We start from the raw sequence: 13,508 nt of genomic DNA, 5'->3' as shown, positions 1-13,508 counted from the left end.
GGCGGGGCGGCGCTGGGGGGATCGATGAAATCGTCGAATCCGGGCGGACCCGACTAGCTATCGGAAGAACAGTTTCCTATAAACGAAATGAGACGGAACGCGTAAAATCGCCTCGCGACTCAGTGTCATATGAAACACCTACGTCCCCCCTACCTCACCGCCGAGACCACCATGCTCCACCTGTCCCGGCGCCAGTTCTTGAAGGTGACCGCCTCCACGCTCGCCGGCTCGAGTCTCGCCCTGCTGGGATTCTCGCCCGCCGACGCGCTCGCGGAGGTTCGCCAATACAAGCTGGCGCGCAGCGTCGAAACCCGCAACACCTGCCCGTACTGTTCGGTGGGCTGCGGCATCCTGATGTACTCCCTCGGTGACGGCGCGAAGAACGCCAAGTCGAGCATCATCCACATCGAAGGCGATCCCGATCATCCGGTGAACCGCGGCACGCTGTGCCCGAAGGGCGCGAGCCTGATCGACTTCATCCACAGCCCGAGCCGGCTCACGCAGCCCGAATACCGCGCGCCCGGCTCTGACAAGTGGGAGCCGATCTCGTGGGAGGCGGCGCTCGACCGCATCGCGAAGCTGATGAAGGAAGACCGCGACGCCAACTTCGTCGAGACCACGCCGGACGGCCAGAAGGTCAACCGCTGGCTGACCACCGGCATGCTGGCCGCGTCGGCGGGCAGCAACGAAGTGGGCTATCTGACCCACAAGACGATTCGCAGTCTCGGGATGCTCGCCTTCGACAACCAGGCACGTGTCTGACACGGCCCGACGGTGGCAGGTCTTGCCCCGACGTTTGGCCGCGGCGCGATGACGAACCATTGGGTCGACATCAAGAACGCAGACATTATCCTGGTGATGGGCGGCAATGCCGCCGAAGCACATCCGTGCGGATTCAAGTGGGTGACGGAAGCCAAGGCGCATCGCAAGGCGCGGCTGATCGTGGTCGACCCGCGTTTCACGCGCACCGCATCGGTAGCGGACTACTACGCGCCGATTCGCACCGGCACGGACATCGCCTTCCTCGGCGGGGTGATCCATTACCTGCTCGCGAACGACAAGATCCAGCACGAGTACGTCAAGAACTACACGGACTTTCCGTTCATCGTCCGTGAGGATTTCGCCTTCAACGACGGCATCTATTCCGGCTACAACCCGGACAAGCACGCCTACGACAAGGGCACCTGGGACTACGAGCGGGGCGACGACGGCTTCGTGAAGCTCGATCCGACGCTCTCGCATCCGCGCTGCGTCTACAACCTGATGAAGCAGCACTACGCGCGCTACACGCCCGAGATGGTCGAGAAGACCTGCGGCACGCCCAAGGACAAGTTCCTGAAGGTGTGCGAGATGCTCGCGTCCACGGCGGTGCCCGGCCGCGCCGGCACGATCCTCTACGCGCTCGGCTGGACCCACCACTCGGTCGGCGCGCAGATGATTCGCACCGGCGCGATGGTGCAGCTGCTGCTGGGCAACATCGGCATCGCCGGCGGCGGCATGAACGCGCTGCGCGGCCACTCGAACATCCAGGGGCTGACCGATCTCGGCCTGATGTCGAACCTGCTGCCCGGCTACATGACGCTGCCGTCGCAGGCCGAGCAGGACTACGAGGCCTACATCGGCAAGCGCGCGACGCAGCCGCTGCGGCCCAACCAGCTCAGCTACTGGAAGAACTACCGCGCATTCTTCGTGAGCTTCATGAAGTCGTGGTGGGGCGACGCGGCCACCGCCGAGAACAACTTCGCCTACGACTACCTGCCGAAGCTCGACAAGCCCTACGACCTGCTGCAGACCATCGAGCTGATGGCGCAGGGCAAGATGAACGGCTACATCTGCCAGGGCTTCAACCCGCTCGCGGCCGCGCCCTCGAAGGCCAAGACCGCGGCCGCACTGGCCCGGCTGAAGTGGCTCGTGGTCATGGACCCGCTCGCCACCGAAACCTCCGAGTTCTGGAAGCCGCACGACGACTACAACGTGGTCGACCCCGCGGCCGTGCAGACCGAGGTGTTCCGGCTGCCCACCACCTGCTTCGCCGAGGAGCGCGGCTCGCTCGTCAATTCGGGCCGCGTGCTGCAATGGCACTGGCAGGGCGCCGATGCGCCGGGCGAGGCGCGCAGCGACCTCGAGATCATGTCGGGGATCTTCCTGCGCCTGCGGGCCGCCTATCGGAAGGACGGCGGCAAGTATCCGGACCCGATCCTGAACCTGACCTGGCCGTATGCGAACCCGGAAAGCCCGACGCCCGAGGAACTGGCCATGGAGTTCAACGGCCGTGCGCTGGCCGACCTGCCCGACCCGAAGGACCCCGCCAAGGTACTGGTCAAGCGCGGCGAGCAACTGGCCGGCTTCGCGCAGCTGAAGGACGACGGCACCACCGCGAGCGGCTGCTGGATCTTCTGCGGCGCCTGGACGGCGGCCGGCAACCAGATGGGGCGGCGCGACAACTCGGACCCGACCGGCATCGGCCAGACGTTGAACTGGGCCTGGGCCTGGCCCGCGAACCGGCGGATCCTCTACAACCGCGCCTCGTGCGACACGGCCGGCAAGCCGTTCGATCCGACCCGCAAGCTGATCGGCTGGAACGGTCGCGCCTGGAGCGGTGCGGACGTGCCTGACTACAAGGCCGACGAGGCGCCCGAGACCGGCATGGGGCCGTTCATCATGAACCCGGAAGGCGTGGCGCGCTTCTTCGCCCGCGACGGCATGAACGAAGGCCCGTTCCCCGAGCACTACGAGCCGTTCGAGACGCCGCTTGCGGCCAACCCGCTCAATCCGGGCAATCCGCGCGCGCTGAACAACCCGGCCGCGCGCGTGTTCCCGGACGACCGGGCCGCCTTCGGCACGCCCGACAAGTTCCCGCACACGGCCACCACCTACCGGCTCACCGAGCACTTCCACTACTGGACCAAGCATGCGCGCCTCAACGCGATCGTGCAGCCCCAGCAATTCGTGGAGATCGGCGAGGATCTCGCCAGGGAGGTGGGGGTGGTGCACGGCGACAAGGTCAGGGTGTCGTCGAACCGCGGCTACATCGTGGCGGTGGCGCTCGTGACCAAGCGCATCAAGCCGCTGATGGTGGAGGGGCGCAAGGTGCAGACGGTGGGCATTCCGCTGCACTGGGGCTTCAAGGGGCTGACCAAGCCCGGCTATCTCGCGAACACCCTGACGCCGTCGGTCGGCGACGGCAACTCGCAGACACCGGAATTCAAGTCGTTCCTGGTGAAAGTGGAAAAGGCATAAGGGGAACCCGAGATGGCATTGCAATCGCTGGACATCAAACGGGTGTCCGCCACCACCACCCCGCCGCCCACCGCGCGCGATCCGGTCACGGGCACCGTCGCGAAGCTGATCGACGTGTCGAAGTGCATCGGCTGCAAGGCATGCCAGACCGCCTGCATGGAGTGGAACGACCTGCGCGACGAGATCGGCACCAACGTCGGCGTCTACGACAATCCGGCCGACCTCAGCGAGCATTCGTGGACGGTGATGCGGTTCTCCGAATACGAGAACCCGGCCGGCGACCTCGAATGGCTGATCCGCAAGGACGGCTGCATGCACTGCGAGGACCCGGGCTGCCTGAAGGCCTGCCCGTCGCCGGGCGCGATCGTGCAGTACAACAACGGCATCGTCGATTTCCACGAGGAGAACTGCATCGGTTGCGGCTATTGCGTGACCGGCTGCCCGTTCAATATCCCGCGGATCTCGAAGCAGGACAACCGTGCCTACAAATGCACGCTGTGCTCGGATCGCGTGGCCGTCGGCCAGGAGCCCGCCTGCGTGAAGACCTGCCCGACGGGCGCCATCATGTTCGGCACCAAGGAGGACATGAAGCACCAGGCGGCCGAACGGATCGCGGACCTGAAGGATCGCGGCTTCGCCCAGGCGGGGCTGTACGACCCGCAGGGCGTGGGCGGCACGCACGTGATGTACGTGCTGCACCATGCGGACAAGCCGTCGCTGTACCACGGCCTGCCCGACAATCCGTCGATCAGCCCGTTCGTGAAGCTCTGGAAGGGCATCGCCAAGCCGCTGGCGGTGGCCGGTCTCGCGCTGACCGCGCTGGCCGGGTTCTTCCACTACACGCGGGTCGGCCCCAACGAGGTGAGCGAGCAAGAGGACGCCGCCGCCCGTGAGGAAGCCCGCCGGATCGAGGAGGACACCAAATGAGCCACCAGGACCCGAACCTGATCGTCCGTTACTCCGCGAATGAACGCTCGAATCACTGGATCACCGCGATCTCGTTCGTGCTGCTCGCGCTGTCCGGCCTCGCGCTGTTCCATCCGTCGATGTTCTGGCTCACCGCGCTGTTCGGCGGCGGGCAATGGACGCGCATCCTGCATCCGTTCGTCGGCGTCGTGATGTTCGTGTCGTTCGCGATCATGGTGGTGCGCTACTGGCATCACAATCTGCTCGACGCGGACGACCGCCGCTGGCTCGCACAGATCGGCGACGTGCTGGGCAATCGCGAGGAAAACCTGCCGCCCGTCGGCCGCTACAACGCGGGGCAGAAGCTGCTGTTCTTCACGCTCGTCATCTGCCTGCTGCTGCTGCTGCTGTCGGGCATCGTGATCTGGCGCCGGTATTTCTCGCTGTATTTCCCGATCGAGGCCATCCGGCTCGCGGCCGTGGTGCATGCGGCCGCCGCATTCGTGCTGATCGCCGGCATCATCGTCCACATCTACGCGGCGCTGTGGGTGAAGGGCTCGATCGGCGCGATGGTGCGCGGCACGGTGTCGTTCGGCTGGGCGCGCAAGCACCATCCGAAGTGGTTCCGCCAGGCGGTGAAGCAGCCGGGGCGCGCGCGCTAGGGCGCGCCGCGCATCACGCGCCATCGCGCGCCGGCCGCCCGGCGCGCTTCGGGGCCATCCATGGGATGGCCCTTGTCGTTTGGCGCGCGGCCGGCCGCGGGCGCGGCGATGGTTTCAGAACGCGCAGCGACCGGGCACGGCCGGTTCCGCGCCGCGCCGGGGCTCGTGGCGCCCGCGGCACGGAAGCGGTATGCTTCACGGCGGCGCCTTGCCTGCCGTCGGCTACCCTGGCCGGCCCCGCGAGCCGGCCTTCATTCCCGATCGGCATCGATCCTCGCGGCGGCGAGCGCACCGCGCGCGTGCCGGTCGCGGCGAATCATCCGGCGCTCCGGCGGCGTCGGCACAGACTGTACTGGGTGATCCACGTGACACAACGCATACTCGATCCGAACGACATCGCGGCGCTCGATCATTCGGCGATTCCGCGCTTCCGGCTGCCCGAGCGCGCCACCGCGTTCGCCGAGCGCGCCGCGCGGCTGCGCAAGCTCGCCGATCTCAATCCGATTTCCGGCTATCTGCGCCTGATGGCGGCACTCGCCGACACGCAGCAGGCCGTGCTCGACACGCTCGAGGCCGCGCCGCCGAGTGCCGAGGCGATCCGCCGGGCGCAGGCGCATTCGATGCCGGTGCTGCCGGCGATGACGGGCGCGCGCGACCCGCAATGGCGCGCGGTGCTGCAGCGCCTGCTCGACGGCATCGAGCAGGCCGGGCTCGCCACGCCGCCGCTCGCGAAGCTGATCGACACGCTGCGCCTGAAAAGCGCGGCCGAACTCGAGGCCCAGGCCGACGCGCTCGTCGCGCTGCGGCTCGCCGAGATCGAGCCGGCCTCGGCGCCGTTCATCGCGGCCGCGCTGCAGGTGGTGTGGACCGATCTCGCCTCGCGCGTGGCGCCTGCCGACGTGCCGTATCTCGACCAGCCGGGGCTGTGCCCCGTGTGCGGCTCGCACCCGGTCGCGAGCGTGATCCGCGTGGGCGGCCCCTACAACGGCTATCGCTTCCTGCAATGCTCGCTCTGCACGAGCGAATGGCACATGGTGCGCACCAAGTGCTCGTCCTGCGATTCGACCAAGGGCATCGCGTATCACGGCGTGGAGGGCGGCAGCGAGGCGCTCAAGGCCGAGTCCTGCGACGAATGCCATACCTACCGCAAGATCGGCTACCAGGAGAAGGACTACGGGTTCGAGCCGCTCGCCGACGATCTCGCCAGCCTCACACTCGACCTGCTGATGAACGAAGCCGGCTATCGGCGCGCGTCGCCGAATCCGCTGCTGTGGCCCGAGCTGCCGGCCTCCGACGCTTGAGCGGAGCACCGACTTGAGCGATCACGGCCCGACCGAACTGAAGGCGCTGCTCGCGCGCGTGCCGTCCGTGGAGCGGATCGTGTCGTCCGACGCGTTACGCCCGCTCATTGGCGACCATGGACGCACGCGCGTGCTCGCTGCCGTGCGCGCCGCGCTCGACGCGTGGCGCGAGCGCGCGCGGCGCGATCCGGCCGGCGTGAGCCCGCCCGACGACGCCGGCATTGCGGCCGAGGTCCGCGCGCGGCTCGCGGCGGTCGACACGAGCGCGCTGAAGCCCGTCTTCAACCTGACCGGCACCGTGCTGCACACCAACCTCGGGCGGGCGCTGCTGCCCGACGAGGCCGTGCGCGACGTGGTGGCCGCGCTGACGCGGCCGATGAATCTCGAATTCGATCTCGCCACCGGCAAGCGCGGCGACCGCGACGACCTGATCGACGACCTGGTCTGCGAGCTGACCGGCGCCGAGGCCGCCACCGTCGTCAACAACAACGCCGCCGCCGTGCTGCTGACGCTGTCCGCGCTCGCCGCGAAGCAAGAGGTGATCGTCTCGCGCGGGGAACTCGTGGAGATCGGCGGCGCGTTCCGGATTCCCGACATCATGAGCCGGGCCGGCGCGCGGCTGCGCGAGGTGGGCACCACCAACCGCACCCATGCGCGCGACTACGCCGAGGCGATCGGCCCGCGCACCGCCCTGCTGATGAAGGTGCACTGCAGCAACTACGCGATCAGCGGCTTCACGAAGGAGGTGCCGATCGAGGCGCTCGCGCCGCTCGGCCGCGAGCGCGGCGTGCCGGTGGCCGTCGATCTCGGCAGCGGCACGCTGGTCGACCTCTCGCAATGGGGGCTGCCGCGCGAGCCCACCGTGCGCGACACCATCGCGGCCGGCGCCGATCTCGTCACGTTCAGCGGCGACAAGCTGCTGGGCGGCCCGCAGGCCGGCCTGATCGTCGGCTCGCGCGAACTCGTCGCGAGGATCAAGAAGCATCCGCTCAAGCGCGCGCTGCGCGTCGGCAAGCTCACGCTGGCCGCGCTCGAACCCGTGCTGCGGCTCTACCGCGCGCCCGAATTCCTGCGCGAGCGCCTCACCACGCTGCGTCTGCTCACGCGCCCTCACGCCGAGATCGCGGCCGCGGCCGAACGTCTGCTGCCGGCGTTCCAGCGCGCCGTGGGCCAGGCGTTCGCGGTCGGCGCCGAGCCGATGTTCAGCCAGATCGGCAGCGGCGCGCTGCCGGTGGACCTGCTGCCGAGCCACGGGCTGGTGGTGCGCACCGTGGGCACCAAGCGCAGCGGCCGCGCGCTCGGCCAGCTGGAGGCGCGGCTGCGCGACTGGCCGCGGCCGGTGATCGGCCGCATCGCCGACGATGCGCTGCGGCTCGACCTGCGCTGCCTCGAGGCCGCCGACGAGGCCGCGCTGATCGCGCAGTGCATGGCCGCTGGTGCCGCGGCGCTGGGCGAGCCGGGAGGCGCGCGCGCATGATCGTCGGCACCGCGGGCCACATCGATCACGGCAAGACCACGCTGGTGCGCGCGCTGACCGGCGTGGACACCGACCGGCTGAAGGAGGAGAAGGCGCGCGGCATCTCGATCGAGCTCGGTTACGCCTACACGCCGCTCGACAACGGCGAGGTGCTCGGCATGATCGACGTGCCCGGCCACGAGCGGCTCGTTCATACCATGGCCGCCGGCGCCTGCGGGATCGACGTCGCGCTGCTCGTGATCGCCGCCGACGACGGCGTGATGCCGCAAACGCGCGAGCATCTCGCGATCCTCCAACTGCTGGGCGTCACGCATGGCCTGGTCGCGCTGACCAAATGCGATCGCGTGGATGCCGCGCGCGTCGCGCACGCGCGCGACGAGATTCGCGCCGAGCTGGCGGGCACCGCGCTGGCCGCGGCGCCGATCTTCGAGACCTGTGCCACGCGGGCCGGCGATGCCGGCGTGGCCGCGCTCGGCGCCGCGCTGCGCGCGCTGGCCGCGCAATGGCGCGCGCGGCGCGACGACGGGCTGTTCCGGCTCGCCGTGGACCGCGTATTCACGCTGAGCGGGCAGGGGACCGTGGTGACCGGGACCGCGCTCGCCGGGCGCGTGCGTGCCGGCGAGACGCTGACGGTCGTGCGCTCGGGCGAGGTCGTGCGCGTGCGCGGGCTGCACGCGCAGAACCGTGCCGCCGAGCTTGGCCGTGCCGGCGAGCGCTGTGCGCTGAACCTGGCCGGCATCGACAAGGCCGCGCTCGCGCGCGGCGACGTGGTGGCCGACGCGCGTCTGGCGAGCGTGTCGCCGCGCATCGACGTCGAGCTGAGCTTGCTGGCCGAGGCGAGCCTCACGCTCAGGCACTGGGCGCCGCTGCACGTGCATCTCGGCACGCAGCATCAGGTGGCGCACGTCGTGCCGATCGACGTCGACGCGCTCGCGGCCGGACAGCGCGGCCGCGTGCAGCTGGTGTTCGATGCGCCCGTGTTCGCGATGCCCGGCGACCGCTTCATCGTGCGCAACGCGCAGGCTACGCGCACCGTGGGCGGGGGGCGCGTGCTCGATCCGTTCGGTCCCGCGCACAAGCGCCGGACCCTCGCGCGCCGCGCTTGGCTCGACGCGCTGGCCGTGTGGCTCGATGCGGGGCAACTGGGGCCGCTGCTCGACGAGGCGCCGCTTGGCGTGCCGGTCGCCACGCTGGTGCATCTGACCGGGCTGGCCGCCGAGGCGCTGCCGCTGCCCGAGAACGCGGCGGTGATGCCCGGCGCGGGCGGGCCGCGCGCGATCGCGCCGCGTTATCGCGAGGCGCTGCGCCGGCGCGTGCTGGAGGCGCTGGCCGTGTTCCATGCGCGCACGCCCGACGAGCCGGGGCCGGAGCTCGGGCGGCTGCGTCGCATCGCGCTGCCGCTCGCCGACGAGCCGCTGTGGCGGGCGCTGATCGACGCGATGGCTGGTGAAGGCAGCGTGGTGCGGCAGGGGCAGTGGGTCCACCTGCCGACTCATACGGCAAGCCTCGAGCCCGCCGACGAGGCGCTCGCGCAGCGCCTGCTGCCGTTGCTGGCGGCGGGGCGCTTCGAGGCGCCGTGGGTACGCGATCTGGCGGCGGCGACGGGTGCCGGCGAGGAGGCGGTACGCACGCTGCTGCGCAAGCTCGCGCGGCGCGGCGAGGTGCATCAGGTGGTGCGCGACCTGTTCTATGGACGCGAGGCGGTGGCCGAACTCGCGCGGATCATCGCCGCGCTGGCGGCGCAAGGCGGCGGCTCGGTGGACGCGGCGACCTTTCGCGACGCGACCGGCCTGGGCCGCAAGCGCGCGATCCAGATTCTCGAATTCTTCGACCGGGTTGGGTATACTCGTTTTCATCGCGACCGCCACCTGTTGCGCGCGGAAAGCGCACTACGCGATCTCGCGTAGCGGCGGTGGTGGCGCGCGGCACGCTCGCGGAAGGCATTCGTATCCGGTGGTGCGGCCAGGCTTCAAACCTGGTTGGGGACGTCAATCGTTCCCGGGTTGGTTCGACTCCAGCTGCCTTCCGCCACTTGGCTTGGCGCGATTCTGCCGAGCCTGAAATCCTCCTGTTCCAGTTCCGCAAAAACGGTGCTGTTCCGCAAAATCGGTCATCGCGTAGGCTTGACCTTGTCGCCCCGGCGGTTGCGAACGTAGTGTTCGGTCATGCCGATTGTGGTGTGTCCGAGCTGCTTTTGAGCCTGCCGGATGTCGCCAGTGCTGTCGGTCTTGTCGGTGCCGGCCTTGGCCCGCAAATCGCGAAATTGGAACTCCGAGTCGCCGATTCCTGCACGGCGGCGAGCTTCCCGAAAACGGCGCTGAAGTGTATCTAGCGTCATGCGCTCCCCGCGCTCGTTCACGATCAACACCGTGCTCACCACCTTGTAGCCGGCTTTCCTGGCGCGAATTCGATCGATGAGCGCCTTCAACTCGCCAGAGATCTCCATTCGCAGTTTCTTCCCGGTTTTGCCTTGGTCGATATGGAGAAAGTTGTCGCGGATATCTCGTTCATCGTGCGATAGCGTGTCCTGGGGACGCTGGCCGGTCAGATAGGCGAGGTCCATTGCATCACGTGTAGAAGTTCAGACTTGATCTGACAGTAATGCCTTACCAAGAGGCGGGGTTACCCGTTTTGATAGAGGTGCGAATCTTCATCAAAACAGCGCGCAAGCGCCAAGGAGTAACCCCGTGAGTAGTCTCAACCAAAATGTCATCCGCCACAAGATCGGTCTGCTGAATCTGGCCACCGAGCTCGGGAACGTGTCGAAGGCCTGCAAGGTGATGGGGCTGTCGCGCGATACGTTCTACCGCTATCAGAACGCCGTGGCCGAGGGCGGCGTCGATGCCCTGTTCGACAGCAATCGGCGCAAGCCGAATCCCAAGAATCGAGTCGATGAAGCGACGGAAATCGCCGTGCTGGCCTATGCCATCGAGCAGCCCGCCCACGGGCAGGTTCGGGTCAGCAACGAATTACGCCGGCGCGGCATTTTCGTGTCTGCATCCGGCGTTCGTTCGATCTGGCTGCGTCACGCGTTGTCGTCCTTCAAGCTGAGGCTCGTGGCGCTGGAGAAGCAGGTCGCTGAAAAAGGCATCGTGCTGAGCGAGGTCCAGGTGGCCGCGCTGGAAAGAAAGCAGGACGACGATGTGGCTCATGGCGAAATCGAAACCGCTCATCCCGGCTATCTGGGCTCGCAGGACACGTTCTACGTGGGCACGATCAAGGGCGTAGGCCGGATTTACCAGCAGACCTTCGTCGACACCTACAGCAAAGTGGCGATGGCCAAGCTGTACACGACCAAGACACCGATCACGGCGGCCGATCTGCTCAATGACCGGGTGCTGCCGTTCTTCGAGGAGCACGGCATGGGTGTGATCCGCATGCTGACCGATCGAGGCACGGAGTATTGCGGCAAGCCGGAATCGCACGATTATCAGCTGTACCTGGCGCTGAACGACATCGAGCACACCAAAACCAAGGCGCGACATCCGCAGACCAATGGCATCTGCGAGCGGTTCCATAAAACCATCCTGCAGGAGTTTTATCAGGTCGCGTTCCGCCACAAGCTCTATCTGACGCTGGTGGAACTGCAGGTCGATCTCGATACTTGGCTGATGTACTACAACGGCGAGCGAACGCATCAAGGTAAGATGTGTTGTGGTCGCACGCCTTTGCAAACGCTCATCGCGGGCAAGGAGGTGTGGAAGGAGAAAGTGAGCCACCTGAATCTGATCTGACAGTCACGCACCGTCGGAACGGGTAACTGTCAGATCGGGTCGCGACTTCTACAAATGATCCGAGCAGTGGCTGTAGCCGCTGTCGCCGGCAGGAAAGCTGCGACCACACTGCGAGCAGTAGGTGCGCATGAATTTCTTGCCGCGTGCGCAAGCGTTTACCGCGTCATCGAACAGGTTGTCGATCTGCCAGAGAAAGTGCTTGCGGTCCGAGTGGAACGCGCGCATCAGTTGCTCGCGGTCTGACTTGCACAGATTCGCGAGCTTTTCGAGCGCGTCATCGAGCGTGACTTCTCGGCGTTTGGCGTCGAGTTCGTCGGCCAGCGCCTCCTGGGCATCGTTGAACTGCGCGTGCTGGCGATCTGTCCAGAACTGGGCCGCGCTTTCGGTGTGAGTGAGCGGGCGCATGTCAGCCTCGAGCCTTGAGTATCGAGTCGGCCGCCATGTAGGCGAATCGAGCGGCCGAATCAAAAATGTAGAAGTCGCGACCCGATCTGACAGTTACCCGTTCCGACGGTGCGTGACTGTCAGATCAGATTCAGGTGGCTCACTTTCTCCTTCCACACCTCCTTGCCCGCGATGAGCGTTTGCAAAGGCGTGCGACCACAACACATCTTACCTTGATGCGTTCGCTCGCCGTTGTAGTACATCAGCCAAGTATCGAGATCGACCTGCAGTTCCACCAGCGTCAGATAGAGCTTGTGGCGGAACGCGACCTGATAAAACTCCTGCAGGATGGTTTTATGGAACCGCTCGCAGATGCCATTGGTCTGCGGATGTCGCGCCTTGGTTTTGGTGTGCTCGATGTCGTTCAGCGCCAGGTACAGCTGATAATCGTGCGATTCCGGCTTGCCGCAATACTCCGTGCCTTGATCGGTCAGCATGCGGATCACACCCATGCCGTGCTCCTCGAAGAACGGCAGCACCCGGTCATTGAGCAGATCGGCCGCCGTGATCGGTGTCTTGGTCGTGTACAGCTTGGCCATCGCCACTTTGCTGTAGGTGTCGACGAAGGTCTGCTGGTAAATCCGGCCTACGCCCTTGATCGTGCCCACGTAGAACGTGTCCTGCGAGCCCAGATAGCCGGGGTGAGCGGTTTCGATTTCGCCATGAGCCACATCGTCGTCCTGCTTTCTTTCCAGCGCGGCCACCTGATCGTCGCTCAGCACGATGCCTTTTTCAGCGACCTGATTCTCCAGCGCCACGAGCCTCAGCTTGAAGGACGACAATTCGTGACGCAGCCAGATCGAACGAACGCCGGATGCAGACACGAAAATGCCGCGCCGGCGTAATTCGTTGCTGACCCGAACCTGTCCGTGGGCCGGCTGCTCCATGGCATAGGCCAGAACGGCGATTTCCGTTGACTCTTCGACGCGATTCTTGGGATTCGGCTTGCGCCGATTGCTGTCGAACAGGGCATCGACGCCGCCCTCGGTCACGGCATTCTGATAGCGGTAGAACGTATCGCGCGACAGCCCCATCACCTTGCAGGCTTTCGACACGTTACCGAGCTCGGCGGCCAGATTCAGCAGACCGATCTTGTGGCGGATAACGTTTTGGTTGAGACTACTCACGGGGTTACTCCTTGGCGCTTGCGCGCTGTTTTGATGAAGATTCGCACCTCTATCAAAACGGGTAACCCCGCCTCTTGGCAAGGCCTTACTGTCAGATCAAGTCTGAACTTCTACATATGATCTAAGAGGCCAGTTCAAAAACCCTGCTCAGCTCGTCTGAAGATGTTCCAACAGATGATCGAGCAGCCAAGTTTGAGGAATGCTTCGTGAATGTAGGCACGTCGCTCGAAGCGAGTGCGTAGGCGCCGGAAATTGTGGAGCCAGGAATGCGTACGTTCGACTACCCAACGATACTTGCCCAGACCACTGCCATGCTCGGTCCGGCGCTTGGCGATCACGGGCTTAATACCGCGTTCGCGCAACGCGCGACGATGTCGGGTGGAATCGTAGCCGCGATCGGCGTAGACGACGCCGGGCTTCTGAAGCGGTCGGCCACGAACGCCGCGAATGGGTGGAATCGCATCAACGAGCGGCAGCAACTGCGTGACGTCGTTGGTGTTCGCGCCAGTCAGGATCGCAACGAGAGGAACGCCGTTGGCGTCTACGAGGACGTGGTTACTGAAAACGGGGGGACGTCGGATAGACAATGTGTCGATGGAACACCTGAGAAGCGAAAA

The 13,508-nt window shown here is 66.3% G+C and carries 10 protein-coding genes, 1 tRNA gene and 1 pseudogene; 8 read left to right on the top strand and 4 right to left on the bottom strand.

The window, feature by feature from the left end; genetic code table 11:
• Positions 1 to 171: 171 nt before the first annotated feature.
• The 7 genes from fdnG to KS03_RS09810 all read left to right on the top strand — a co-directional run bounded on the left by fdnG (position 172) and on the right by KS03_RS09810 (position 9,617).
• Positions 172 to 3,240, top strand: a complete 3,069-nt coding sequence (gene fdnG, locus KS03_RS09840; protein ID WP_080942748.1) for a formate dehydrogenase-N subunit alpha — start codon at positions 172 to 174, stop codon at positions 3,238 to 3,240.
• Between the two features lie 12 nt (positions 3,241 to 3,252).
• Positions 3,253 to 4,167 (top strand): formate dehydrogenase subunit beta, encoded by a 915-nt coding sequence (gene fdxH / locus KS03_RS09835; protein ID WP_012733670.1) that lies wholly within the window; start codon positions 3,253 to 3,255, stop codon positions 4,165 to 4,167.
• On the top strand, positions 4,164 to 4,808 hold the full coding sequence (locus KS03_RS09830; protein ID WP_017433007.1) for a formate dehydrogenase subunit gamma: 645 nt from the start codon (positions 4,164 to 4,166) through the stop codon (positions 4,806 to 4,808). Before fdxH ends, KS03_RS09830 begins: the two co-directional genes overlap by 4 nt.
• Before the next feature lie 365 nt (positions 4,809 to 5,173).
• A complete protein-coding gene (gene fdhE, locus KS03_RS09825; protein ID WP_012733672.1) occupies positions 5,174 to 6,109 on the top strand; it encodes a formate dehydrogenase accessory protein FdhE in 936 nt (311 codons plus the stop codon).
• Positions 6,110 to 6,122: 13 nt separating this feature from the next.
• Positions 6,123 to 7,586 (top strand): L-seryl-tRNA(Sec) selenium transferase, encoded by a 1,464-nt coding sequence (selA, locus tag KS03_RS09820; RefSeq protein WP_012733673.1) that lies wholly within the window; start codon positions 6,123 to 6,125, stop codon positions 7,584 to 7,586.
• A complete protein-coding gene (gene selB / locus KS03_RS09815) occupies positions 7,583 to 9,493 on the top strand; it encodes a selenocysteine-specific translation elongation factor (protein ID WP_012733674.1) in 1,911 nt (636 codons plus the stop codon). The genes selA and selB overlap by 4 nt, the downstream gene beginning before the upstream one ends.
• 28 nt (positions 9,494 to 9,521) lie before the next feature.
• Positions 9,522 to 9,617 (top strand) — tRNA-Sec (locus KS03_RS09810).
• A 79-nt stretch (positions 9,618 to 9,696) separates the two neighbouring features.
• Here KS03_RS09810 and KS03_RS09805 read toward each other — a convergent pair.
• Positions 9,697 to 10,149: a tyrosine-type recombinase/integrase gene (locus KS03_RS09805; protein ID WP_012733675.1), complete on the bottom strand. Its 453-nt coding sequence runs from the start codon at positions 10,147 to 10,149 to the stop codon at positions 9,697 to 9,699.
• A gap of 124 nt (positions 10,150 to 10,273) precedes the next feature.
• Here KS03_RS09805 and KS03_RS09800 point away from each other — a divergent pair, with 124 nt between their 5' ends.
• Entirely contained in the window at positions 10,274 to 11,320 is a 1,047-nt protein-coding gene (locus KS03_RS09800; protein ID WP_012733676.1) for an IS481 family transposase, read from the top strand.
• 48 nt (positions 11,321 to 11,368) lie between these two features.
• Here the strand turns inward: KS03_RS09800 and KS03_RS09795 are convergent, their stop codons facing one another.
• The 3 genes and pseudogenes from KS03_RS09795 to KS03_RS29805 all read right to left on the bottom strand — a co-directional run.
• Positions 11,369 to 11,725 carry a hypothetical protein gene (locus KS03_RS09795; RefSeq protein WP_012733677.1) on the bottom strand — a complete coding sequence of 119 codons (357 nt, stop codon included), beginning with the start codon at positions 11,723 to 11,725 and terminating at the stop codon, positions 11,369 to 11,371.
• Positions 11,726 to 11,844: 119 nt separating this feature from the next.
• On the bottom strand, positions 11,845 to 12,891 hold the full coding sequence (locus KS03_RS09790; RefSeq protein WP_012733678.1) for an IS481 family transposase: 1,047 nt from the start codon (positions 12,889 to 12,891) through the stop codon (positions 11,845 to 11,847).
• 134 nt (positions 12,892 to 13,025) lie between these two features.
• Positions 13,026 to 13,445: pseudogene (locus KS03_RS29805) on the bottom strand (IS5-like element ISBugl2 family transposase); the annotation flags it as partial.
• Between the last annotated feature and the right edge of the window lie 63 nt (positions 13,446 to 13,508).

This window comes from Burkholderia glumae LMG 2196 = ATCC 33617, from assembly GCF_000960995.1.
Classification (GTDB): Bacteria; Pseudomonadota; Gammaproteobacteria; order Burkholderiales; family Burkholderiaceae; genus Burkholderia; species Burkholderia glumae.
The sequence above is the reverse complement of the archived record's forward strand: the minus strand, read 5'-3'. Positions and strand labels throughout refer to the sequence as shown.

Excerpts from the sequence above, each read along its gene's own strand:
- fdxH (WP_012733670.1), top strand. The coding sequence starts at position 3,253 with ATGGCATTGCAATCGCTGGACATCAAACGGGTGTCCGCCACCACCACC.
- KS03_RS09830 (WP_017433007.1), top strand. The coding sequence starts at position 4,164 with ATGAGCCACCAGGACCCGAACCTGATCGTCCGTTACTCCGCGAATGAA.
- selB (WP_012733674.1), top strand. The coding sequence starts at position 7,583 with ATGATCGTCGGCACCGCGGGCCACATCGATCACGGCAAGACCACGCTG.
- KS03_RS09805 (WP_012733675.1), bottom strand. The coding sequence starts at position 10,149 with ATGGACCTCGCCTATCTGACCGGCCAGCGTCCCCAGGACACGCTATCG.
- KS03_RS09795 (WP_012733677.1), bottom strand. The coding sequence starts at position 11,725 with ATGCGCCCGCTCACTCACACCGAAAGCGCGGCCCAGTTCTGGACAGAT.